The sequence below is a fragment of the Streptosporangium sp. 'caverna' genome (assembly GCF_003203775.1).
GTDB lineage: Bacteria > Actinomycetota > Actinomycetes > Streptosporangiales > Streptosporangiaceae > Streptosporangium > Streptosporangium subroseum.
The window spans coordinates 9538675-9562504 of record NZ_CP029711.1 but is presented as its reverse complement, the minus strand read 5'-3'; the positions used below and the strand labels follow the sequence as shown (position 1 = coordinate 9562504).

Genomic DNA, 23830 nt, shown 5'->3' with positions numbered 1-23830 from the left:
CCGAGTAGCTCATGGGACGGGTGGGCGGCCCCGGCGGGCGTTCCACGTAGCATAAGAACATGACTTCAAAGACCCCCGCGACCCGACGCGTACTTGTGGCGAAGCCCCGTGGTTACTGCGCGGGGGTCGATCGTGCGGTCCAAGCTGTGGAGAAAGCCCTTGAACAGTACGGGGCTCCGATATATGTGCGTAAGCAGATCGTTCACAACACTCACGTGGTCAAGTCGCTGGAGGAGCGCGGAGCGATCTTCGTTGAGGAGACCGAGGAGGCGCCCGAGGGAGCCATTGTGGTCTTCTCCGCCCATGGAGTGTCTCCGGCAGTCCACGAGGAGGCCGCCCGGCGCAGCCTGAGGACGATTGACGCTACCTGCCCGCTGGTGACCAAAGTGCACAACGAGGCCAAGCGTTTCGCCTCTCAAGACTACGACATCCTGCTCATCGGTCACGAAGGCCACGAGGAGGTCGAAGGCACCGCGGGTGAGGCACCCGATCACATCCAGCTCGTCGACGGCCTCGACTCGGTCGGCACCGTTCAGGTGAAGGACCCCCAGCGGCTGGTCTGGCTGTCGCAGACCACGTTGTCGGTGGACGAGACGATCGAGACCGTCTCCCGGCTCAGGGAGCGCTTCCCCAACCTGATCGACCCGCCGAGCGACGACATCTGCTACGCCACCCAGAACCGCCAGGTCGCGGTGAAGGAGATCGCGGCCCTGGCCCAGCTGGTCATCGTCGTCGGCTCGGAGAACTCCTCCAACTCCAAGCGACTGGTCGAGGTCGCCCTCGACCACGGCGCGGACGCCTCCTACCTGGTCGACGACGCCTCGCTCATCAAGGACGAGTGGTTCGACGGCGTCACCACGGTCGGTGTGACGAGCGGCGCCTCGGTTCCCGAGGAGCTCGTCGCCGAGGTCCTGGTCCGTCTCGCCAAGCACGGCTTCAACGACGTCGAAGAGGTCGAGTCCGTCCAGGAGAGCGTCCGCTTCGCGCTCCCGCACGAGCTCCGCAAGGACCTGCGCGCCACCACCGTCTGATCCGCTCTCCGTACGGCGGCCACCCGAGGCCGTCGTACGGCGGGCGCCGCCCCGCGCTCGCCCCTACTGGCCTTCGCGCGGCGTGCCGTACACCTTGGGCTCGAAATAGCCCTCCGGCTCGGGGGCGAAACCGGTGCCGTCGCCGGTCCTCGGGCGGGGAACCTTGGGACCGGCGGCCCGGAGCTCGTCGCGCAGCTCGCGAACGCACTGGGTGAGGCCCCGCCGCCAGGCGATGACCAGGACCAGGAGCGAGCCGCCGAACAGCCACGGGGCACCTCCGGACAGCGCGGTGAACACGCCCAGCCCGAAGGACTGGATCGGTGAGGCCGTGGTCAGCGCGCGGACCAGCTCGGTGACCACGGTGGCCACGAAGAAGGTCAGCGGTGGGGACACCACCAGCGAGAGCAGGTCCCGCCGGTTCACCAGCGACACCGCGACCACGCAGCCGGCCACGAACGCGGGCCCGATCACCGGCCACCCGGACAACACCTGCGCGACGCTGCCCACCAGGGTGAACGCCAGCACGAAGGCCACCGCACCCCGGGCGGTCAGCCGGATGCCGGAACTCCGGCCCCGCTCACTCATGAGATCACCCCACCAGGTGGCTGCCCGTAGCCTCGCTCGTCCATCGGTTGCCCCTTCGGCCCCCTCATCGTCACCCTCTCCGCCTCCAGTGTCCGGCTGTCAGCGTCTTCAGGGAACAGCTCTAGGGCAGGTCGTTGGCCAACTTACCGTTCAGCCGGGAGATGAGAGGCGAGCTTGACTCCTCTTCTCCCAGCAGTTCGGGAGAGGTCAGCGGACGCGGCAGATCCTCGACCGTCTGTGGTTTCTCCAGATCCGCCTCGACCAGCCCCAGGTCGTTGAGCTTCCGCGCGCTCACCAGCACCCGGGTTTCCAGGGAACCGACCGTCCTGTTGTAGGACTCCACCGTCCGGCTCAGCGACCGGCCCATCGCCTCCATGTTCCGTCCCATGGTGCTCAGCCGCTCGTAGAGTTCCTTGCCGACCTGGAAGACGGCCAGCGCGTTCTCGCTGAGCGCGGCCTGCTGCCAGGCGTACTGCGCGGTGCGGAGCATGGTGATCAGCGTGGTGGGCGTGGCGATGTGGATCCGCCGCCGCATGGCGTACTCCAGCAGGGCGGGGTCGCGCTCCAGCGCCGGGGCGAGGAAGGCCTCGCCGGGGATGAAGAGCACGACGAACTCCGGCGCCGGGCTGAACGCCTGCCAGTAGGACTTGGCGGCCAGCCGGTCCACGTGCTCGCGCACGTGCCGGGAGTGGGAGTCGAGCCGGGCCGACTGGTAGTCGGGATCGGTGGACTCCGCGGCCTCCAGGTAGGCGGCCAGGGAGACCTTGGAGTCGATCACGATGTTCTTGCCGCCGGCCAGCCGTACGACCATGTCGGGCCGGAGCACGCCGTCGACGGTGGTGATGCTCGCCTGCTCGTCGAAGTCGCAGAACCGCTGCATCCCGGCGATCTCGGCGACCCTGCGGAGCTGGAGCTCCCCCCACCGGCCCCGGGCCTCAGGCCGTTGCAGGGCCCGCACCAGCGCGGTCGTCTGGGTGCGGAGCTGGTCGTTGCTCTCGCGCACGACGTCGATGTGCTTGGCCAGCTCCGCGTGGGCGGCCCGCTGACCCGTCTGCGTGTCGCGCAGCTGCGTCTCGACGCGGGCCAGCGTGTCCTTCAGCGGCTCGATCAGATGCTCGACGGCCTGCTTGCGCTGCTCCAGCTCGCCGGCGGCCTCGGCGCGGTTGGCGGCGAGGCGGGTCTCGGCCAGCTCCAGGAAGCGCAGGTTGTTGACGTCGAGCGCCCGGCTCGACAGGGCTTGGAAACGATCGGTGAGCTGCCCCTCGATGTAAACGACCTTCTCTTCGGCGATCTTCGCGCGGGCCTCGGCGTCCGCCAGGCGGACGGCGACATCCGTCGCTCCGGAGGAGGCACGTGCCCGGCCCAGCAGGAAACCGATCGCGAGTCCTGCGGCGAGTCCCACGGCGAGCTGAAAAACGAGTGCCATGACGTCCACCTCGGAATGATGGCAGGCCCGATGACTCCTGGCTTGCCGACACGCTTTCGGGGTCGGCCCGCGCATTCCGCTTGTGCGAACACATTTCGTCACGCAGAGTTTCATTGCGAACACGGAGGTGATTGGTGAGCAAGCATGGCTCACGTCGGAAAGTGGTGTCGGCACTGGGTGTCACGATCGTCGTCGCCGTGGCGGCGATCGCCGCCACGGGCGCGTTCATCGCGGGTGGGTCCGATTCGGGGCCCGACGCGACAGCGACGGCGCCGACCCCGATGACCTGGCGGAAGGACGCCTGCGTGAGGCGGAAGGAGGCCCGGTTCGACCTGGTCTCCTGCGCGGGGGCCGACGGCCGGGTGACCTCGGTGGGCGCCCGGGCGTCGGACTGCCCGGCCGACACCGACGAGTTCGTCAGGATCGAGACGGTGGCGAGGGGTACGGTCGCCGGCTCGCCGGGCGCCGGGGGGACGAGCCGTACGGCGTGCGTACGGAATCTGGGTCCCACGCACTCCGGCGACCCGGGCGCGGGCGGCGGACTGCTGCGCGCGGGCGACTGCGTGGCGCTGCGCGGCGGGGAGCGGCCGTGCGCCGAGGAGGGCTGGTACGGGAGGGCGGTGGCCGTGGTGGACCGGGCTGCGGACTGCCCGGAGCGCACCCTCGACACGCTCATCGTCGGCCCCGGGGCCGTCGCCTGCCTGGGCAGGGGCGGCCGGGTTCTCACCGCGGGGAACTGCGTGGCGGAGCCGGACAGCGGTCTGGTGAGCCGCGAGACGCTTGTCAGGACCTCCTGCGAGTCGGCCGCGGCCTGGGCGAAGGTGACCGCCAGGGCCCGATCCCTGGACGGTTGTCCCGAGGGCTCCGACCGCTACCTGCGGGCGCGCGAGCGCAATGTCTACCGGCCTGTGATCTGCCTGCGGCGGGTAGCACTGGGTGATTCCACGTAAACTCATCTCACGTGAGCCTGAGCATCGGCATCGTCGGATTGCCCAACGTCGGTAAGTCAACGCTTTTCAACGCGCTGACGAAGACCGCCAACGCCCTGGCGGCGAACTATCCGTTCGCCACCATCGAGCCCAACGTGGGCATCGTCGGTGTTCCCGACCCGCGCCTGGAGAAGCTGGCCGAGATCTTCGGCTCCGCGAAGATCCTGCCCGCGAAGGTCGAGTTCGTCGACATCGCCGGACTGGTCCGCGGCGCCTCGGAGGGGCAGGGACGAGGCAACCAGTTCCTCGCCAACATCCGCGAGACCGACGCCATCTGCCAGGTCATCCGGGTCTTCACCGACCCCGACGTGACCCACGTGGACGGCGAGGTCGCCCCCGGGCGCGACATCGAGACGATCAACACCGAGCTGATCCTCGCCGACCTGCAGACGCTGGAGAAGGCGATCCCCCGCCTCCAGAAGGAGTCCAGGACCAACAAGGATCGCAAGGCGACGCTCGACGCGGCGGAGGCGGCGGTCAAGCTCCTCGACGGCGGCACGACGCTGTACGCGGGGGCCAAGGGTGCGGGGATCGACCCGAAGGACCTGCGCGAGCTGCACCTGCTGACCGCCAAGCCGTTCCTCTACGTGTTCAACCTCGACGCGGACGAGCTGGTGGAAGAGGAGCTGCGGGCGCAGCTGTCGGCGATCGTCGCACCCGCCGACGCCGTCTTCCTGGACGCCAAGATCGAGTCTGAGCTCGTCGAGCTTCCCGACGACGAGGCGCTCGAGCTCCTGCAGTCCGTCGGCCAGGAGGAGTCGGGCCTGGCCCAGCTGGCTCGCATCGGGTTCGAGACCCTCGGCCTGCAGACCTACCTGACCGCCGGCCCCAAGGAGACCAGGGCCTGGACGATCCGCAAGGGCGCCACCGCCCCCGAGGCGGCGGGGGTCATCCACACCGACTTCCAGCGCGGCTTCATCAAGGCCGAGATCGTCTCCTTCGACGAGCTGGTGGAGGCCGGGTCCATCGCCGCCGCCCGCCAGGTGGGCAAGGCCCGCATCGAGGGCAAGGACTACGTGATGCGCGACGGCGACGTCGTGGAGTTCCGCTTCAACGTGTAGAAGACCTCATGGAAAGGGCCCCGACGCCGCCGGCGTCGGGGCCCTTCTCGTAGCCGCCTCGGCCCGCACGGGTCCGCATGATCTTGAAGCGCCGTGTCGGCGATGTCGCGCCGGGCTCCCGGGGTGACGGGTCTGACGCTGTCCGTGTCCGGTCTGCGCCTTGGTGACGTTGCGTGATGTATTTCGCGTTAAATGTGCAGGTCGCGACAGTGCGGGTGCCGTTTGGATAGCAATGGGTGGCGTTTGAGTAACCAGGCCATGCGCTGGCCAGGGATAACACACGATAGAGCGAGGTGTCGGCGCGATAGCAGGTCTGGACGGATTCCAGACTCAGTTTGCTCAGTCACGACGATCCCTGCAGCATAGGCGTGGCTTTCCTGGAAGAATCGGCGGGGCGGCTAGAGTAAGAGCTTCACCATGGCTAACGGGATCGGCGGTAATACGACACCGCGCCGGCCGGGGGATTGGCGCGAGCGGAGGCGTGATGGCTCGAAGGGCGACGGTCCAGCGTGATCCTCGGATCGCCGGCGACCCCGAGCTTTCGGCATACCCAGGAGCGTCTCACGACCCCGATTTTGATCGCGCTCCGGCGCGCGGGCGAGGTGCGTCGTCCCGGGGCCGATGGTCGGGCGGAGGCGGACGCTGGCTGGTATGGACAGGCCGTGCAGTGCTTTGGGCACTAATAGTGGTTATTGTCGTAAATGGGGTCCGTGCACCTTTTGAGCGGTTCACTCAGCAGAACGCCACCACCGGCGCGGCCGTTGTTTCCACGGACGGATTTCCCGTCACCCAGGGCACCTCTTTCGCGAGCCAGTTCGCCGCCGTCTACCTGAATTTCGAGGCCGTCCGCTCGCAGGAGAGGGCGGCGAGACTCGCCCCATTCCTGCCCGACGGCGCGGAACCCCAGTTCGGCTGGGACGGGTTCGGCCATATGGCCGCTGGAGCGGTGCAACCGTACGGCGTCGAGGTCACCGACCGGGAGAACGCCGTCGTCACCCTGACGTACCAGTCGGGGAGCCGCCGCCAGCTCCTGTCCGTGCCCGTCTTCTACGACACGGACACGAAGAAGTTCGTGGTCTCCGGGCGTCCGGGCATCCTGCCCGCGCCGTCGCAGGCGAACCTGCCCGCCCAGTCGGGACCCGACCGCGACGAGGCCGCGGAGCTCGAGCTCCGCACCCCCCTGGCCGACTTCTTCAAGGCCTACGCCGCGAGCGACACCGCTTCCCTGCAGCGCTACGCCGACGCCGGGATCACCCTGGAGGGGTTCGGGGGCGCGTTCACCTTCGTGGAGCTCAAGGACCTCGTGGTGCCGCTTCCCGGCGGCGCCACCCGGGAGGTGACCGCCACGGTCGTGTGGGGTGTGCCCGCGGGCGCGGCCCCGTCCGCCGATCCGACCGCGGACCCCGGTGACATGGGAGGGAAGCTGGAGCAGGCCTACCTGCTCACTGTGGTCAAGCAGGGCGACAAGTGGTTCGTCAAGGGCATCCGCGGCGCGGAACGGTCCGTGGGGTAACCATGATCGAACGATGCCGGTCCACAGTGGACAGACCCCCCCTGATCGATGAGCTGCCGGTGGGGAAGCCGTGCGTGCGTGTGCCACGTTCCCGCCACCGCCCGGCGGGCACGATCATGAGTACGGAGGACGACAAGTGATTCTGAAATCCATGCTGCTGAGCGTGCTGGAGCTCGCTCAGCCAACCGCTCCTCCGGCAGGCGTGAACACCGAGGGTCTTGCCGACTTTCTCCGCAGCTTCTTCGCCCCGCTCTTCCTGGTCATCGTCTCCGTTGTGGCCCTCTTCTTCCTCTTCACCCGTGAGATCACCCGGTTTGTCCAGTTCATCATTCTCGCGATCGCCATCGGAGTGATCTTCTACGTGCCCAACATCATTGAGGTGACGGCCAAGGCGATCGCGAGCGCACTGGGCATCCGGGGGGATTGAGACCGCGTCTGAGCGGTCAAACAAGGAGAGGCGGAAAAGGAGGAGCGCGTGGACCTGCCCACGTATACCAATATCTGGCGGATCGAGAAGCGGCTCTACAAGCTGTACGACCTACGGCTACCGATGCCGCTTCCGATTGTCTGGATCGGTGTGTTCGTGGGCGTGCTGGCACCGTGGTCGCTGCTGCTCTACCTGGTCGGCCTGCCCTTCGGCGCGCCCTGGCACGTGGTGTATCTGGTGCCGCCCGGCGTCGTCACCTGGCTCTCCACCCGGCCGGTGATCGAGAGCAAGCGGCTCACCGAGCTGCTCCAGTCCCAAATGCGTTACATGGGTGAACCGCGCACCTGGTGCCGGATGGCTCCCGCCTACGAGCCCTCCGAGATCACGTTGACCGGCCGGGTCTGGCAGGCCACGCCGCAGTCGGCGGCCTCGGCCCGGGCCAGGGTCTCGCGCAAGGCCCGTCACGCCCAGTCCAAGCGCGTCGCAGTCGCCTCCGCCCGCGAGGTTCGTCCTGCCGTGGCCGCCGCCGCGGCGGCGGCCACGGCCGCTCCGGTCACCGGCGAGCGCATCGCCTGGGGTACGGTGGCCCGCCCTCGCAAGGGCACCGCTCCGGCTCTCGGCCAGGCCGTCTCCCCGGAGACGTTCCCCGCTGTCCTGCCGATCGTCCCCGCCATCTCCGTGTCCTCCCTACAGGGGACCGCCGTTTCGCCCGCGATGCCCGCCGAGAGAAACTTTCTCCCGCCGGCTCCCGCCGCGCAGTTCAAGGTTCCGGCTGATCCGGTTCCGGCCATACCGGCTTCGCCACGCGAGCAGGTTCCCGCCGTGTCGTTCGAAGCGGCTTCCGCCGCATCGGCCTCGCCGCATGAGCAGGTTCCCGTCGTATCGGTTGAAGCGGCTTCCATGCGCGAGAAGGCTCCCGCCGAATCGGCTTCGCCGCGCGAGCAGGTTCCGGCTGTGCCGGTCGAGGCGGTTTCCGCGCGTGAGAAGACTCCCGCCGCATCGGCCTCGCCAGGTGAGCAGGCTCCTGCCGCGTCGGTCGTTCCGGCCGCCTCGGCGGCATCGGACGCCCCGGTGGCCCCGATCGGCACCGAGGCGCTGAAGCGGCTGCGCCGGCTCGCGGCCTCCGCCGGAGCCGAGCGTGGCGTTCCGGCCATGCCCGACCAGCCTTCGCCGGCCGCCGTGACTCCGGCTCAGGTTCCGGACCCGCGTCCGAGTCGGACTCCGAGTCACGGTCCGGTCGAGACCCCTGCCGCAGCTCGGATCTCCGATCCTGCCGAGGTCCCGGCCCCGACCAAAATCCCGGTTCAAGCCCAGGCGCAAGCCCAGTCCCAGCCTCAGGATCAGACACAAGCTCAAGCGCAAGCTCAGGATCAGACCCAGGCACAGGCACAGGGCCCCGTCCAGGCGCAGGCTCAGAACCAAGCCCAGGCACAGCCCGAAACGCAGGCTCAGCGCCAGGCACAGGCTCAGGGCCAGGGCCAGGCTCAGGGCCCCGTCCAGGCGCAGCCCCGGACACCGGCGCAGCTCCGTGGTCAGGCGCCGAAGCGCGCTTCCGCTGGCCAGGCTCCCGAGCGGCCCGCGATCGTGCCCGACCCCGTCGAGCGGCCCTCCGCTCCGGCTGTCCCCTCCATCGTGCCGAGGTTCGTCGGACCGGCTCCGATCGGGCTGCGGGCCTCGGAGCAGGGGCGGCCTCCCGCGGAGACCGACGAGAGCGCGTGGGCTCAGCATCGCAAGGGGCAGCCGGTGGGGAAGCCCGCCGAGACGTCGAAGGTGTGGCCGTCCGAACGGTCCACGGGGATGCCGGCGAACATGTCGATCCGCGCGGTTCCCTCGGCGTCCGCCGCCAAGGCCGATCCGGTGACGCCCTCGGTGCCGGTGCCCAGGCCCGGCCACGAGGAGACCGGTGTCCGCCGGCACGAGGAGCCCAGGGTCCGCCGGGTGGAATCGGTCGTCGGCCGCGACTCCTCCGGTGGCTGGCGGCGGCTGGCCCAGGTGGTCATCGGTCCCGGAGGCGGAGGCCGTACGGACGGGTCGGAGATCGACGAGGCGCGAGCCAGGGCGGTGTTCAGCGGCAGCCGGCGGGTGGTGGTGCTGGGATGCACCGGCGGCGCCGGGCAGACCACGACCGCGCTGATGCTCGCCCACACCTTCGCCCGATACCGCGAGGACCGGGTGCTCGCGGTCGACGCGAACATCGGCACCCACGCCCTGTCCAGCCGGATCCAGGTCGAGTCCCCCGAGACGCTGAGCTCCCTGCTGACCGGCCTGGACAACGTCCACGGCTACCTGGGCATGCGCGCTTACACCAGCCGCTGCGCCTCCGGTCTCGAGGTCCTCGCCGGAGACGCCGACGCCGGTGCCGAGCAGCGGCTCTCCGACCGCTCGCTCTTCTCCGACCGGCGGCTCGGCCAGACCATGGACATGCTGGACCGGCACTACAAGCTGATGGTCATGGACCCGGCGGCGGCGCTGGCCGCCCGGGTGCTGCCCTATGCCGACCAGCTCGTCCTGGTCGTTCCGGCCAGCGAGGACGGGCCGGACGCGGTGGCCATGACCTACGAGTGGCTTGACGGACACGGCTGCGCGGACCTTCGCCAACGGGCAATCATGGTCGTCAACGGGGTGAGCCGCCGCAGCATGGGCGACGTGGAGCAGGCGGAGGCGGTCGCGCGGGGCAGGTGCCGGGCGATCGTACGGGTGCCCTGGGAGGACGAGCTGGCCCCCGGCAGATCCGACAGGGTGGAGCCGTCCCACCTGCGCACGCCGGGCCGCCGGGCGTATCTCGCCCTGGCCGGGGTCGTGGTGGCGGGCTTCGGAGCGGTGCAGACGGCTCGACCCAGCGAGGAGGAATTAGCTCAGTGATCCCCCGGGCACGAGGAGATGTGGTGGACGGGCGTGACGAGATCCAGGTGAGTGAGCGAACCGGCAGGCACGAAGGTCCGGCCGTACGGTCGACCGAGGAGGTCGGGTGAGCCGTGCGTCGCGGGCGAGCAATCGCCTCGCCGTCCGATACTTCGACGACCGGATCCTGCTGACCGAATCGTCGGTGTGGGCCTACTTCCGGCTGCCGACCGTGAGCTACGAGTTCATCACGCCCGAGGAGCGGGAGGCGCTGGCCACCAACATCACGATCGCGCTGGCCACCATCCGGATGCCGGACGCGGAGGTTCACCTGCGTGTGGCGCACCGCACCTACCCGGCGGCCGAGTGGGCGATGGCCCTGAACTCCACCTCCGACGAGGGCGCCGGCTGGCGCGACTACCTCGAGGAGATGTACCGGCACGTCTGGGCCAAGGACTTCTGGAGCAAGGAGGTCTACCTCGGCGTACGGCTCGGCGCCCGCGGGCGGCAGCTGGGCGAAGGGGTGCTCTCCCAGCTCCTGGGCTTCTACCAGCGCAGCGAGAAGGCCCTGGGCATCGAGGACGACCACGTCCCGACGGCCGAGATCACCAAGTGGACCGACCAGGCGGAGCGGCTCGGCAGGGCGCTGTCGTCCAGCGCCCTGTACGCCAGGCACGCGACCTCCGCCGAGATCGCCTGGCTGTTCCAGCACGCCGCGACCGGATCCCTGGGCGACCCGCCGACCTCGGCCAGTCCCAAGCGGCGGTGGGGCAGGGGCGAGATCGAGTCCCTGGTCGAGGGGCAGATCCACAACGGCAGGTCGCTGCTGCGGATCGAGCAGCCGTACGGCGACTCCTACGTCGCGCACCTGTCCTTCGCCCGGTTCCCCGACCTCATGCCGTTCCCCGACGGTGAGCCGTGGATGCACTTCGCCGACCAGATGCCCTTCCCGGTGGAGGTCAGCTCGAGGATGCGGCTGATCCCGCCGGTGAAGGCCAGCAAGGACGTGGCGCGCAAGCTCGCCCACGCCCGCGACATGGACATCCACATCCGGGAGGCGGGAGCGGAGGCGCCGCTGGCACTGGCCGAGCAGATCGACGCGGCCAGGATGCTCGAACACGGCATCACCAAGGAGCGCCTGCCGTTCGTGTACGGCTGGCACCGGCTGATCGTGTCCGCCCCGACCGAGGAGATCTGCGTGCAGCGGGTCGAGGCGGTCGTGGAGCACTACCGCGACATGGGCATCGACATCGTCAGCTCCACGGGTGACCAGTTCTCGCTGTTCTGCGAGACCCTGCCGGGTGAGAAGGTCCGGGTCAACGCCTACGCCCAGCGGCAGCCGCTGCGCACCATCGCGGGCGGCATGGCGACCGCCACCGTCGACCTGGGAGACCGGGTCGACGAGAGCAAGGCCGGCTGGATGGGACCGTACATCGGGGAGAGCCTGGGCCGTGCCCGGAGCATCGTGCACTTCGACCCGCTGGTGGCGGCCACGCGCAACCGGCCGACGGCCATCGCGATCACCGGTGAGCCGGGCGGCGGCAAGACCACGCTGGCGCTGCTGATGATCTATCAGATGGCGCTGCGCGGTGTGACGATCGCGGTCATCGACCCCAAGGGCGACGCCGACTCCCTGGTGCAGCTGCTGCAGAAGCGGGGAAGGAAGGCGCGGATCATCCCTCTCGGTTCGGCCGCGCCGGGCCTGCTCGACCCGTTCTCGTTCGGCGACGACCTCGCGGCCAAGAAGACGATGGCCACCGAGACCCTGCGTCTGCTGCTGCCGCGCATGTCGGAGGAGCGCGAGTCGGCCATGATCCAGGCGGTCGCGGCGGTCTCGAACGCCGAGGACCCCTCGCTGGGCAAGGTCGTCGACTACCTGGAGCACACCGAGGACGCCGCCTCGAAGAACCTGGGCGCGGTGCTCCGCTCGATGTCGGAGATGCATCTCGCCCGGCTCTGTTTCGACCCCTCCGGCGGCGACCAGATCGACACCGAGGGCTGGACCACGGTCTTCACCCTCGGAGGGCTGACCCTTCCCGACGCCTCCACCGGCCGCGACGACTACTCCTACGAGCAGCGGCTGTCGGTGGCGCTGCTCTATCTGGTCGCGCAGTTCGCGCGGGGCCTGATGAACGGCCTGGACCGGCGGACACCCAAGGCGATCTTCCTGGACGAGGCGTGGGCGATCACCTCCACCCCCGAGGGCGCCAAGCTGGTGCCCGAGGTGAGCCGGATGGGTCGTTCCCGCAACACCGCGCTGGTCCTGGTCTCGCAGAACGCCGGCGACCTGCTGAGCGAGCAGGTGACGAACTGCCTCTCCTCGGTGTTCGCGTTCCGGTCCACCGAGCGGGTCGAGGTGGAGCACGTGATGGCGCTGCTCGGGGTCGAACCCTCCGAGGAGCACAAGGCGGTGCTGCGCTCGCTGGGCAACGGCGAGTGCGTCTTCCGAGATCTGGACGGTCGCGCGGGCCGTATCGGAGTGGACCTCATCTCCGACGACCTGCTGCGCTGGCTCGATACGAATCCGACCCACGACAAACCAGATGAGAACGTGCATGATCTGCTCGGGGGAGACAGAGTCAGTAGGCCGGGGGCTGCGGCGCTGGAGGTGCGGTCATGAAGAGCTCCCGCAAAGGGCTGAGGGGTTTAGTCAGAGGGCCGAGCAGAGGGCCGAAGGGTCTCGGTGAGGGGCTGAAGGGCTTGGCCGGAATCCATCGGCCCCGCAAGGGGTCGAAGGACCCGGACGGAGGGTCGAGGCCGGGCAAGGGGCCGAAGCGCTCCCGCAAGAGACGGCTGGGCAGGCGGATCGCCATCGGGCTGGTGGCCCTGTCCGCCTTTCTCGTGGTGCCGCTGGTGCTCCCGGCGGAGACGTCCACCGCCGTCGCCGCCGCGCCCTGCGACCTCTCGCCGGACCTGGCTCCCGAGGTCGTCGGCGGAGGCGTGGACGGCCTGCTCCAGCCGCCGCCCCCGGACGCGCCCAAGGCGGGCGCCCCGGCCGTCGCCGCCCCGGCGGCGCCCGACCCCGCCACGGAGGGCAACTACGCCAGATACGGCATGAGCGGCCAGTTCTGGCACACCCACCTGCTCGGCTGTGACGACGTCGCCGCGGTGATGGGCAACGCGATGGCCAACACGGTCTTCTCCTGGGCCAAGGCCCTCGACCGGCTGACCATCACCACCTACCAGGCCGCGGCCACCGAGGGCCCGCTGGAGTCGATCAAAAACGTCGTCGACGACATCGTGACCCGCCTGTCCGACGCCCTGTACTGGCCCTTCCTGCGGCCGATCGTGATCCTCGGGGCCATCTGGCTGGCCTGGTACGGCCTGATCCGCAAGCGTGCGACCACAACCGCCGAGGGCGTCATCTGGATGGTCCTCGCGGTCACCGTGGCGGTCTGGTTCTTCAGCCGCCCCGGCGACTTCACCGGACTCGGCAAAACCGTGACCGACGCGACCGGCGAGGTCGTCAACTCCGCCTTCTCCGGGCTTCCCGGCGCCGGCGGGGCGACGTGCCTGCCGAGCGAGGGCGAGACCAACCCCCAGCCCAAGGCCGGCGGATACGGGCAGCAGGGCTCGCCCGGCGTCGACCAGAACGCCGACGCGCTCTGGTCGATCCTGGTCTGCAAGCCGTGGCTGATGGGCGAGTTCGGCACGGCCGACGCCAACGCCCCCGTGGTGAAGACGTTCGGGGCCACGCTGCTGGGCATCCAGGCGCTCGACGCGACCGAGATGAAGGCCACCGAGACCCTCGGCACCAGCGCCCACCAGGCGCGGTACCAGACGGAGGTCGCGGACAAGCTGCAGAACACCCCGATCTTCTTCCTCTTCCAGGGCAAGGACTGGACGAACCGGCTGGGAGTCGCGATCGGCGCGCTGATGGCCGCGCTGATCGCCGGGCTGCTGATCTTCCTGGTGGCGATCTCGCTGCTGGCGCTCAAGGTCGGGTTCCTGCTGTTGCTGATACTCGCGCCGGTCTTCCTGCTGATCGGCGTCCATCCGGGGTCCGGCCGCATCATCGCCATGCGCTGGGTGGAGATGGTGGTCGGCACACTGCTCAGGCAGGCGGTGCTGGCCCTCGTCCTGGGCCTGCTGATATACGGATACGCGCTGATCATCTCCATGGCGATGCCGTGGGGCATGCAGGTCATGTTCATGGCGCTGCTGACGATCGCGGTGTTCTTCTACCGGCGGCCGTTCCAGCACCTGTTCTCGTCCATGGACGGGCACACGCTCACCACCCGGATGCTGGGCGACGCGGCCAGCGCTCCGACCCTGCAGCGGGCGGCGGGCGTGCTGCCACCGGTCGCGGCGGCCAGGGCGGGCCGGTGGGGCATGCGGAAGGCGGAGCCCGTGCTGCAGGCGGCGGCGATCGCCGGCGGCGCCTCCGTCGCCACGGCGGCCGCGACGGTCGCCCAGGGCAAGGTCCGCGGCGAGGACGGCGGCGCCTCGGCGACGGGCACACCCTCGGGCACCCGCGTCCCGACCGGCGCGCAGCCGGCGCCGCTGGACACCGACGCGCAGGCGGGTGGCCGGCGCAAGGCCACCGGCCGTCCGGTGACCGCGGCACGCCCCGGCGCGGCGCCACCGCTCAACCTCTCCGGCGCGGGTAAGGCGGGCAGCGCACCTCCGACCAGGTCGGGCGGTTCTCCCGCACGAGGCGGGGGCGGCTGGTTCGGCGGTCGCTCCGGCGGCGGCTGGGCCCCCCAGGGCAGCTCGGGATCGGGCGGCGGATCCTCCGCGGCCCCCTCCTCGGGCGGCAGGCCGTCCGCTCCCTCCTCCGGCGGCAGGTCCTCGGCGCCCTCCTCGGGCGGCAGGTCCTCCGCTCCTTCCTCGGGTGGCAGGTCCTCCGCGCCCTCTTCCGGGGGCGGCCGGTCGGGCGGGAGCATCTTCGGGGGTGGCGGTCCGCGCCGTTCGGAGTCCGGTTCGTCGCGGGGCGGTTCCGGCTCGGGATCGCAGAACGGCGGCTCCCGGGGCTCCTCCAGATCCGGCGGGAGCATCTTCGGCGGCGGCTCGGGCGGTTCGGGCGGCTCTTCGAGATCCGGGAGCAGCCCGTTCGGCGGCTCTTCGAGATCCGGGAGCAGCCCGTTCGGCGGCTCTTCGAGAGACAACGGGGCCGGGCGTCCGGACAGGTCCGAGGCGCCTCCGCTCTGGGTGCCCAAGCGGTCGGAGCGAGGCAGGGAGGCCGACGAGGCGGCCGCGCCGTTCTGGCTTCGCCCTCGTAGCAAGGACTGACGATGAACGAAGGCGGCAACCGGCGTGGACTCGTCTTCGCGGCGCTGGTGGTGCTGCTCGCCGCGGTCGGGATCTATCTGACCATGGGGTCGGGTTCCGGCGACGAGCGGCAGGATTCGGCCGAACCGGCGGGCGTGGGCCGTACCGTGCTCGGATCGCAGGAGCAGGTGAGCGCGGCGGCTCCGCGCCCGTCGGCGACGGCCAGCAACGCGCCCTTCGACGTCTACTCCTACCTGCCGATGACCAAGCAGGAGCTGGCCGCCGCCGCCGACTACGCCCAGCGGTTCACGGCCGAGTACGGCACGTTCAGCTACGACGAGGACCCGGCGACCTACGGGAGCCGGCTGGAGGGCTACACCACGAACGAGTTCGCCGAGGTGCTGCTGCGCACGGTCACCTCGCCGGGCACCGTCGAGGCGAACAAGGCCGACCAGGTCGTCTCCGTCGGGACGGCACGGGTGAAGGAGATCCGGCAGGTGAACAGCGCCTCGGTGGTCTTCGTGGTCGTCGGCACCCAGAACGTCACGGCCAGGAGCGGGGCGAAGGAACGGGTCGAGGAGTACGCCGTCACGCTCATCGAGGTCGGCACCGACTGGAGGGTCCACGACCTGCAACCGGCGGACTCCGGCCAGGAGGGAGACGACCAGCCCTCGGAGACCGGCGGGACGGAATGAACGGCGGAATCGTATGACGGACAGCAGGAAGATCCGCTTCGTGCTCATCTTCGCCGTGGCGGCGCTCTGCCTGATCACACTGGTCATGGCACCGATGCTGATGATGAGCAGCTTCCCGGCCCTCACTGGCGGCCAGACGGCCGACTGCGAGGAGAACGCTCAGGCTGCGGACAACGAGTCCGAGACCGCGACGTCCGACATCCCCGCGGAGTATCTGAAGCTCTATCGCGAGCAGGGCAAGAAGGTCGGCGTGCAGTGGAACGTGCTCGCCGGGGTCGGCAAGCGCGAGACCAACCACGGCCGCTCCACGCTGCCCGGCGTGCAGAGCGGCACCAACTACGCCGGCGCCGCCGGGCCGATGCAGTTTCTGATCAGCACGTGGGGCGGCAAGGCAAAGATCAAAATCCCGTCTCAGTTCAACGGTTACGCCTCCGACGGCGACGGAGACGGCTGGGCCGACGTGTACAACCCGGCAGACGCCATCCTAGGCGCGGCGAAGATGCTCAAGCGGAACGGCGCGCCGGAGGATGTGCGGCGCTCGCTCTTCATCTACAACCGGGCCTGGTGGTACGTGGACCAGGTCATGGAGATCGCCGGCAAGTACGCCAAGGACGGTGCGGTCAGCGTCCCGCCGCAGGCGCAGGGGGTCTGCGACGAGACCCTGCTGGAGGCGGCGCCGACCGGAACGGTCGCCGGGATCATGGAATACGCGCTGGCCCAGCGTGGCAAACCCTATATCTGGGGTGGCACGGGGCCCGCGGGCTACGATTGCTCGGGGATCATCTACATGGCCTACCGGAGCGTCGGCCTGACCATTCCGCGCACCACGTTCGGCCAGTGGCCGTTCGGGGTGAACGTGCCGGAGGGGGAAGAACAGGCCGGGGACCTGGTCTTCTTCAACGCCGGTCCGGGTACGGGTCCGAGCAACCCCGGGCACGTGGGCATGGTGGTCTCGCCCGGCAAGATGGTCGAGGCCAGGTGCACCCTGTGTGGGCCGATCAAGGTCACGTCCTACAAGGAACGGACCGGCATCGTGGGGTTCACCCGGCCGTTGCAGAATCCTCAGGTTCTCGCTCAGCTCAAACTGAAGGAGCAAGGTTGACACCATCGGATCCCAGAGTCGTGGTGGGGGCCGCGATCGTCGACGACACCGGGAGACTGCTCGCCGCCCAGCGTGCCGGGCCGCCCGAGCTGGCCGGCGGGTGGGAGTTCCCCGGTGGAAAGGTCGACCCGGGAGAAGACGATCACACGGCGCTGGTCCGGGAGTGCCAGGAGGAGCTCGGGGTCCTGGTCAAGATCGGCGAGCAGGTCGGCGGCGACTGGCCGCTGACGGGGGGTTACGTTCTCAGGGTCTGGCTGGCGAAGCTCTCGGAGGGGGAGCCGGAGACCAGGGAGCATCTGGCCCTGCGCTGGCTGGGTGTTGACGAACTCTATGACGTCCCGTGGTTGCCCGCAGACCTGCCGGTCGTGCGGGCCGTGCAAGAGCGTCTCGACGAGAGCCGAACGGGGTAACTCCGCGCCACACATCGATTACTGTGAGTGTCGATGTTGCGTGTCCGTATCGGGGGATCGGAGAAGTGCAGTGATCAGATGGTGGCGGGGTGTCCGGATCGTATCGGCCGTCGGAACGGGGGCGCTCCTACTGAGCGGCGGGTCGGCGGTATACGCGGTCGGGGCGTCGGGACCCGCCTCGGTGCCCCTCGACCTGGCGGCCGACGGCTCCAGTGTGGGGTCGCGGTGGCAGGGCTCCGACCACGTGATCCGGTTCCCGGTGCGGCTGGAGGGGCCGGGAGCCGACGCCCGTCTGGCGATCGTCACGACGCCCGCCGATGCGCTCAGGAGCATCGAATGCCCCGACGCGTCGGGCAGCCGGGTGCCGCTCCCGGACGGCCTGCAGGTGTGCAGGGTGGGAGATCTCGGCCAGGAGAAGTCCGTGGACGTGCTGCTCAACGTGCCTGAGGGGACGCAGGACATCGGGGTGACCGCGGTGACCCGGATGCGCGGGCCCGGGGGCGAATGGATGACCAGGAAGGCCCAGGGCACGATCCGGGCGGCCACCGTGGGCGCCGAGTCCGAGGTGAGCACAGGGGAAGAGGCTCGTCCCGCCCTGCCCGGATCCGCTCCCGGCCTGGTCGAGCCCACTCCCGGCGCGGCTCCCAGGCATGTCGGGCCGCTCGACGCCTCCAACGACTCCGGAACTTTCGGAACGGCGGGTCAGGTTCCCGGGGCGATTGACGCCCCCGGTGCCTCTGATGGCGACGGAGCCTTCGGGACAGGCGAAATGGCGCCCGAGATTTCCGGGGCCGAGGCCGTCGACGTCCTCAGGGCGTCCGAGGCCTCCGCCGGGGGGTCGGGAGCCCCGGAGGATGCGGCCGCCGTAGACAGGGAGAAGGCCGCCATGGCCGCCCTTGTGAAGATTCTCGACACGTCGTTCGCGCCCGCGAAGAGGCTGGCTCCGGCCGGGTCCACGGTGGCCGAAGGGCAGATGCCTATGGCTCCGGCGGAGGCCGTCGCGCCCAAGGACGGTGTCGCGCAGGCCCCGGTGACGCCGAGTGGTGAGGCCGCGGAGGCCCCGGTGACGTCGCAGGCGCAGGCCGCACCGCCGGACGCGCGAGTGGAGGCCGGGCAGGGCTTCCCGCAGATGGAGAAGGGCATGGTCCCGGGGCTTCCCGTGCCCGTGCCCGAGGCCGGGCAGGGCGCTCCGCAGGCGGAGAAGGGTGTGCCGGTCCCAGGGCTCTCCATGGCTCCGGCCCCCGAGGGGGCGGCAGCCGGGCAGCCGGTGCCTCAGGTCCCCGGAGGGCTCGGGGGCGTGGCGCCGGGCACCGCACCGGATCAGAAGTCCCGCATGCCCCGCAGCGCGGGACAGGACGGCTCGGGAGCGGCCAAGGTGCGTTCCGCCTCCTCGCTCCGCAAGCCGGGGATGGCGGGTGGAGCGGCCAAGGGCGCGGCCGCCGGACCGCGAATGGCCGGCCCGCAGATGCCCGGACTCCAGATGGCGGGACCTCAGATGCCGGGGCTGCAGATGCCCGGGCCGCAGATGGCCGGACCTCCGGTGGTCGGGCCGCAGCAGGCTGCCGTGCCGCCGATGTTGCCGATGGCACCGGGCGGGCAGGGAATGCCGGGCGGACCGGGAATGCCGCTTGGGCCGGGAATGTCGGCTGGGCCGGGAATGCCGCCCATGCTGAACGGCTCCACCCCGCAGATGCCGCCGGCGATGCCGTCACCGGCGTCGATCATGTCCCAGCCTCTGGGGGCATCGGCCGATTCGCAGCTCCAGGGCGCACCGCTTCCCCGAGATGTGGACGGCCCGAACACGGAGATCGCACCGGCGGCCGCCGAGTCAAGCTCGCTGCTGTCGGGAGTACGGGGTCTTCCGGCGGTCGGGATCGCGATGGCGGCGCTACTGGGCCTTCTCTGGCTGCAGATGAGGGTCCGGCGTCGCCGTGGAGCGCGACCCGTTTTGTAAAAGGCGCTTTGCTGTTACTTTTGCCCAACTAGTATCTCCTTGACATGTTTGTGTAGGAATTCTCGGAGGGCACCGGTGACGCGAGCACGGCGTACGGCAGCTGTCACCGCCGTTGTCATGTCCCTGGGACTGAGCGGGGTGATGCTGCTCGCCGTCGCGCCGCTCACCGGTCCCATCCGGGCAGACGCGGCGGTTCGGATGGTCGGGGCTGACCCCTCGTCGATCCCGGGGTGTGACGCCGATCCGGCGGCTCCGTGTGCCGAGGAGCCCACGCCGGTCGTGACCGTCACGGTCACCGACGACCCGGAGAACCCGGCACCGCCACCGAGCACCCAGGTGCCGCAGAAGACCGTGACCACCACGATCACCGTCCCGGCGACGACCCCTCCCGCGGCCCCGCCGAAGACGAGCGCTCCGGTCGTCCCGCCGCCGATCGTCCCGCCACCGGCCGACACACCGCCGCCGAGTGCGGACCCGGAGGTCGTGTTTCCTCCTTCCGAGGAGACCCCGACCATCCCCACCGTCACGCCGCCTCCGGCCGAAACGCCGCCGACCGAGGCACCGCCGACCTCCGAGCTCTACGAGATCCGCAACGCGGGCTCCGAGTTCGACGGCGCCACGCTGAGCCACCAGCTCGGCATCCCGGCGCTGATCCTGGTCCTGCTGGTGCTGTTCGCCGTACTGATCTTCGAAGGCAGGCTGCGCCGCCTGGCCCACGCCGCGGCCATCCGCAGGGCCGGTCCCCGGGGCCTGTCCCGCGACCCCATGGGATATCCCGCGGGCCCCGGCTACGGACCCGCGCCCGGCTACCCGCACGGGGCCTATCAGGGCGGTACGGCCTACGCCCCGATCATCAGCTTCGTTCCGATGCAGATGTACGCCCCCGTCTATCCGGAGGGCTACTCGCCGGAGCAGCACGACCAGCAGTACCCCCAGACGCCGGAGCCGTACAGCCAGCAGTACGCCCAGGCGCCGGAGCAGTTCGGCCAGACGGCCTACATGCCGGCTCCGGGTCATGAGCAGCAGACCGCCGGCCAGGGCGAGCAGTACGGCCCGCAGGCGGGTCAGGGGCAGCAGACGGCCCACGGCTCGGTGGATCACGAGCAGACGGTCCAGGGCCCGGTGGGCGACGCCGCTCCCTTCGACCAGGGTGCTGCGCCGTACGGCTCCGATCTCCAGGGAGATCGTTTCCCCCAGACGCAAGGTGACTTCCCGGGGGCGCCGTTCCCGCAGGAGCCGATGCGGCACGGTCGCCATGGGCAGGACCCGTTCCCCGATCGTCTCCAGGATGGTCCGCCGCCCGCCTCCGAGTCCCAGAGCGGTTCCTCGCAGGAGCCCGGCGACCCCTCGGTCTTCGAGCCCCAGGGGGATCGTCTCCCGCAGGGGCCGGTGGACCAGGACGGCCCCGGCCAGGAGCCGCTCGCGGACCCGCAGCCTCCCGCCGATCCCACCGGCACGGCGGTCTACCCGCTTCCCGGCCAGGACACGGGCAAGAAGAAGCGCGGGCTGTTCGGGCGTTCCAAGTAAGGCGGTGCGGGTCGGCCGTCAGGCCGGCCCGCCGACGGCTTCTTCCCCGTCCCGGCGGGCCGGGTCAAGGACGACTGGATCGTCGAACGGCTCCGACGCCATCGAGGTCACCGTCGTCTCCGGCCTCAGAGCCGTCCCGTGTCCTCCCCTGACGGTGGGATCTCCCTGAGGGAGGCTTGAGCGGGTAGGCGGAGACCTCTGAGAGGCCGTCGCTCCGGGCGGCCCCGAATTCCCGGGCAGAGACGAACCGTTGTCGGGCGTGACGGTGCCACGGCGAAAGAGGGGCTCCGGCCGACCGGGCGTGGCCCCGAATTCCCTGGGAAACGCGGCAGCGCCGGTCGCGAGCCTCCGCGACCGGCGCTGCCGGAGATGTCAGCTGTTAGAGCTGGAGCGCTTGAAAATCTTGTTGCCCAGCCAGACCAGCGGGTCGTACCTGCGGTCGACGACGCGCTCCTTCATGGGAATCAGCGCGTTGTCAGTGATCTTGATGTGCTCGGGACAGACCTCGGTGCAGCACTTGGTGATGTTGCAGAAGCCGAGGCCGTGCTCCTCCTGCGCGGAGTCCTTGCGGTCGGCCACGTCGTAGGGGTGCATGTCCAGCTCGGCGATCCGCATGAGGAAACGCGGACCGGCGAAGTTGCTCTTGTTCTCCTCGTGGTCACGGATGACGTGACAGACGTTGTTGCACATGAAGCACTCGATGCACTTGCGGAACTCCTGGGACCGCTCGACGTCGATCTGCTGCATGCGGAACTCGCCCGGCTTCACCTCCGCCGGAGGGGTGAAGGACGGGATCTCCCGCGCCTTCTTGTAGTTGAACGACACGTCCGTGACCAGGTCCTTGATCACCGGGAACGTCCGCATGGGCGTCACGGTGACCGTTTCGTCCTCCGTGAAGGTGGACATCCGGGTCATGCAGCCGAGCTTCGGCCGGCCGTTGATCTCCATGGAACAGGAGCCGCACTTGCCCGCCTTGCAGTTCCAGCGGACCGCCAGGTCGGGGACCTGGGTGGCCTGGAGCCTGTGGATGATGTCGAGGACGACCTCACCCTCGTTCACCTCGACGGTGAAGTCCTCGAGCTTGCCTTCGCCGCCCTCGCCCCGCCACACGCGGAACTTCGCCTTGTAACTCATGGTTACTCCTTGGCCAGCGCGTCGAAGTCGGCCAGCTCTTTCTCGGTGATGTACTTCTTCAGCTCGTCGCGGTCGAACAGCTGGATCAGGTCGTCGCGCATCGGAGGCTGAACCTGCTCCTGGACGATCACTTCCGAGCCGTCAGGGGTGAGCTCGCAGAGCAGGATCTTGGTGCGCCAGTCGGGCGACATGCCCGGGAAGTCGTCGCGGGTGTGACCGCCACGGCTCTCCTGACGGAGCAGGGCCGCCTTGGCCACGCACTCGGAGACGAGGAGCATGTTGCGCAGGTCGAGCGCGAGGTGCCAGCCGGGGTTGTAGATCCGGCTGCCGGCCGCGCCCACCCCCTGGGCCCGCTCCTTGAGCTTCTCCACCGACTCCAGAGCCTCGGAGACCTCTTCCTCCTTGCGGATGATGCCCACGAGCTCGTTCATCGTGCGCTGCAGCTCGTGGTGGACCTCGTAGGGGTTCTCACCGGAACGCTGCAGCGGGGCCAGCGCCTCCGCCTTCGCGTCGGTCACCGCCTCATCGGAGATCTTCGGACGGCCCGCGAGCGCGTTCACGTACGAAGCGGCTCCGGCGCCCGCGCGGCGGCCGAACACCAGGAGGTCGGACAGCGAGTTGCCGCCGAGCCGGTTGGAGCCGTGCATGCCGCCGGAGACCTCGCCGGCCGCGAACAGGCCGGGGACGGCCGCCGCCGCGGTGTCGGCGTCGACCTCGACGCCACCCATGACGTAGTGGCAGGTCGGGCCGACCTGCATGGCCTCCTTGGTGATGTCGACGTCCGCCAGCTCCTTGAACTGGTGGTGCATCGACGGCAGCCGCCTGATGATCTCCGCGGCGGGGAGCCGGGTGGAGACGTCCAGGTAGACACCACCCTGGGGCGATCCGCGACCCGCCTTCACCTCGGAGTTGATGGCTCGCGCCACCTCGTCACGCGGGAGCAGCTCCGGAGGGCGGCGGTTGTTGGCCTGGTCGGTGTACCAGCGGTCGCCCTCCTCCTCGGTGGTGGCGTACTGGGCCTTGAACACCTCGGGGACGTAGTCGAACATGAAGCGCTTGCCCTCGGAGTTCTTCAGCACCCCGCCGTCGCCGCGGACGGACTCGGTGACGAGGATGCCGCGGACCGAGGGGGGCCAGACCATCCCGGTGGGATGGAACTGGATGAACTCCATGTTGATCAGCTTCGCCCCGGCCAGCAGGGCCAGCGCGTGACCGTCTCCGGTGTACTCCCACGAGTTGGACGTGACCACGTAGGACTTGCCGATGCCGCCGGTGGCCAGCACGATCGCGGGGGCGTCGAACAGGATGAGCTTGCCGTTCTCCCGCCAGTAGCCGAAGGCGCCCGCGATCGCCCCACTGGGGCCGTGCGCGGGGCTCATGTCCTTCAGCAGGCGGGTGACCGTACATTCCTGGAAGACCTTGATGTACGCCTCGGCGTCGCCGTGCAGCTTCTCGTCCTCCTGCTGGAGCGCGACCACGCGCTGCTGCAGGGTGCGGATCAGCTCCAGGCCGGTACGGTCGCCGACGTGTGCCAGCCGCGGGTACTCGTGCCCGCCGAAGTTACGCTGGCTGATCTTGCCGTCCTTGGTGCGGTCGAACAGCGCGCCCCAGGCCTCCAGCTCCCAGACCCGGTCGGGGGCCTCCTTGGCGTGCAGCTCGGCCATCCGCCAGTTGTTGAGGAACTTGCCCCCGCGCATGGTGTCGCGGAAGTGCACCATCCAGTTGTCTTTGCTGTTGACGTTGCCCATGGCCGCGGCCGCGCCGCCCTCGGCCATGACCGTGTGCGCCTTGCCGAACAGCGACTTGCAGACGATCGCCGTTCGCTTGCCCTGCTGGCGGGCTTCGATGGCCGCCCGCAGTCCCGCACCGCCGGCGCCGATGACGACGACGTCGTATTCGTGACGCTCGATTTCCACAGGTGATC

The 23830-nt window shown here is 69.8% G+C and carries 17 protein-coding genes; 13 read left to right on the top strand and 4 right to left on the bottom strand.

Annotated features, from left to right (window positions below):
• Positions 1 to 59 precede the first annotated feature (59 nt).
• Complete coding sequence (locus tag DKM19_RS41075) at positions 60 to 1031, top strand: 4-hydroxy-3-methylbut-2-enyl diphosphate reductase (protein WP_110703628.1); 972 nt, start codon at positions 60 to 62, stop codon at positions 1029 to 1031.
• Between the two features lie 63 nt (positions 1032 to 1094).
• Here DKM19_RS41075 and DKM19_RS41070 read toward each other — a convergent pair whose 3' ends face one another.
• Both DKM19_RS41070 and DKM19_RS41065 read right to left on the bottom strand, forming a co-directional pair.
• The gene (locus tag DKM19_RS41070; protein WP_110703626.1) at positions 1095 to 1616 is read right to left on the bottom strand and encodes a DUF6542 domain-containing protein; all 522 of its coding nucleotides are present in this window, start codon (positions 1614 to 1616) and stop codon (positions 1095 to 1097) included.
• Between the two features lie 121 nt (positions 1617 to 1737).
• A complete protein-coding gene (locus DKM19_RS41065; protein ID WP_110706344.1) occupies positions 1738 to 3042 on the bottom strand; it encodes a DNA recombination protein RmuC in 1305 nt (434 codons plus the stop codon).
• A gap of 134 nt (positions 3043 to 3176) precedes the next feature.
• Between DKM19_RS41065 and DKM19_RS41060 the strand changes: the two genes are divergently transcribed.
• From DKM19_RS41060 to DKM19_RS41005, 12 genes are all read left to right on the top strand, one after another.
• Positions 3177 to 3992 (top strand): hypothetical protein, encoded by an 816-nt coding sequence (locus DKM19_RS41060; protein WP_162642141.1) that lies wholly within the window; start codon positions 3177 to 3179, stop codon positions 3990 to 3992.
• Between the two features lie 11 nt (positions 3993 to 4003).
• Positions 4004 to 5092, top strand: coding sequence for a redox-regulated ATPase YchF (ychF, locus tag DKM19_RS41055; protein ID WP_110703622.1), 1089 nt, complete (start codon positions 4004 to 4006; stop codon positions 5090 to 5092).
• Between the two features lie 685 nt (positions 5093 to 5777).
• The gene (locus DKM19_RS41050) at positions 5778 to 6605 is read left to right on the top strand and encodes a conjugal transfer protein (RefSeq protein ID WP_239513867.1); all 828 of its coding nucleotides are present in this window, start codon (positions 5778 to 5780) and stop codon (positions 6603 to 6605) included.
• 151 nt (positions 6606 to 6756) lie between these two features.
• Entirely contained in the window at positions 6757 to 7032 is a 276-nt protein-coding gene (locus tag DKM19_RS41045; RefSeq protein WP_239514524.1) for a hypothetical protein, read from the top strand.
• Positions 7033 to 7080: 48 nt separating this feature from the next.
• Positions 7081 to 9894 (top strand): TcpE family conjugal transfer membrane protein, encoded by a 2814-nt coding sequence (locus tag DKM19_RS41040; RefSeq protein ID WP_110703618.1) that lies wholly within the window; start codon positions 7081 to 7083, stop codon positions 9892 to 9894.
• 106 nt (positions 9895 to 10000) lie between these two features.
• Positions 10001 to 12493: an ATP-binding protein gene (locus DKM19_RS41035; protein WP_110703616.1), complete on the top strand. Its 2493-nt coding sequence runs from the start codon at positions 10001 to 10003 to the stop codon at positions 12491 to 12493.
• Between the two features lie 80 nt (positions 12494 to 12573).
• Positions 12574 to 15105 (top strand): type IV secretion system protein, encoded by a 2532-nt coding sequence (locus tag DKM19_RS41030; RefSeq protein ID WP_239513866.1) that lies wholly within the window; start codon positions 12574 to 12576, stop codon positions 15103 to 15105.
• Between the two features lie 2 nt (positions 15106 to 15107).
• Positions 15108 to 15779 (top strand): hypothetical protein, encoded by a 672-nt coding sequence (locus DKM19_RS41025; RefSeq protein WP_110703612.1) that lies wholly within the window; start codon positions 15108 to 15110, stop codon positions 15777 to 15779.
• A 13-nt stretch (positions 15780 to 15792) separates the two neighbouring features.
• Positions 15793 to 16881, top strand: a complete 1089-nt coding sequence (locus DKM19_RS41020) for a C40 family peptidase (protein WP_110703610.1) — start codon at positions 15793 to 15795, stop codon at positions 16879 to 16881.
• A complete protein-coding gene (locus DKM19_RS41015; protein WP_239513865.1) occupies positions 16878 to 17291 on the top strand; it encodes a (deoxy)nucleoside triphosphate pyrophosphohydrolase in 414 nt (137 codons plus the stop codon). Before DKM19_RS41020 ends, DKM19_RS41015 begins: the two co-directional genes overlap by 4 nt.
• Before the next feature lie 70 nt (positions 17292 to 17361).
• Positions 17362 to 19245 (top strand): hypothetical protein, encoded by a 1884-nt coding sequence (locus DKM19_RS41010; RefSeq protein ID WP_110703608.1) that lies wholly within the window; start codon positions 17362 to 17364, stop codon positions 19243 to 19245.
• A 75-nt stretch (positions 19246 to 19320) separates the two neighbouring features.
• Positions 19321 to 20772, top strand: a complete 1452-nt coding sequence (locus tag DKM19_RS41005) for a hypothetical protein (protein ID WP_162642140.1) — start codon at positions 19321 to 19323, stop codon at positions 20770 to 20772.
• A gap of 372 nt (positions 20773 to 21144) precedes the next feature.
• On the opposite strand, the gene DKM19_RS41000 is transcribed toward DKM19_RS41005, so the two are convergent.
• Both DKM19_RS41000 and DKM19_RS40995 read right to left on the bottom strand, forming a co-directional pair.
• The gene (locus DKM19_RS41000) at positions 21145 to 21906 is read right to left on the bottom strand and encodes a succinate dehydrogenase/fumarate reductase iron-sulfur subunit (RefSeq protein WP_089212329.1); all 762 of its coding nucleotides are present in this window, start codon (positions 21904 to 21906) and stop codon (positions 21145 to 21147) included.
• A 2-nt stretch (positions 21907 to 21908) separates the two neighbouring features.
• Entirely contained in the window at positions 21909 to 23822 is a 1914-nt protein-coding gene (locus tag DKM19_RS40995; protein ID WP_110703604.1) for a fumarate reductase/succinate dehydrogenase flavoprotein subunit, read from the bottom strand.
• Between the last annotated feature and the right edge of the window lie 8 nt (positions 23823 to 23830).

What these genes read in the sequence shown, in the direction of transcription:
- DKM19_RS41075 (WP_110703628.1), top strand. Translation starts at nt 60, where the DNA reads ATGACTTCAAAGACCCCCGCGACCCGACGCGTACTTGTGGCGAAGCCC.
- DKM19_RS41070 (WP_110703626.1), bottom strand. Translation starts at nt 1,616, where the DNA reads ATGAGTGAGCGGGGCCGGAGTTCCGGCATCCGGCTGACCGCCCGGGGT.
- DKM19_RS41065 (WP_110706344.1), bottom strand. Translation starts at nt 3,042, where the DNA reads ATGGCACTCGTTTTTCAGCTCGCCGTGGGACTCGCCGCAGGACTCGCG.
- DKM19_RS41045 (WP_239514524.1), top strand. Translation starts at nt 6,757, where the DNA reads ATGCTGCTGAGCGTGCTGGAGCTCGCTCAGCCAACCGCTCCTCCGGCA.
- DKM19_RS41025 (WP_110703612.1), top strand. Translation starts at nt 15,108, where the DNA reads ATGAACGAAGGCGGCAACCGGCGTGGACTCGTCTTCGCGGCGCTGGTG.
- DKM19_RS41020 (WP_110703610.1), top strand. Translation starts at nt 15,793, where the DNA reads ATGACGGACAGCAGGAAGATCCGCTTCGTGCTCATCTTCGCCGTGGCG.
- DKM19_RS41000 (WP_089212329.1), bottom strand. Translation starts at nt 21,906, where the DNA reads ATGAGTTACAAGGCGAAGTTCCGCGTGTGGCGGGGCGAGGGCGGCGAA.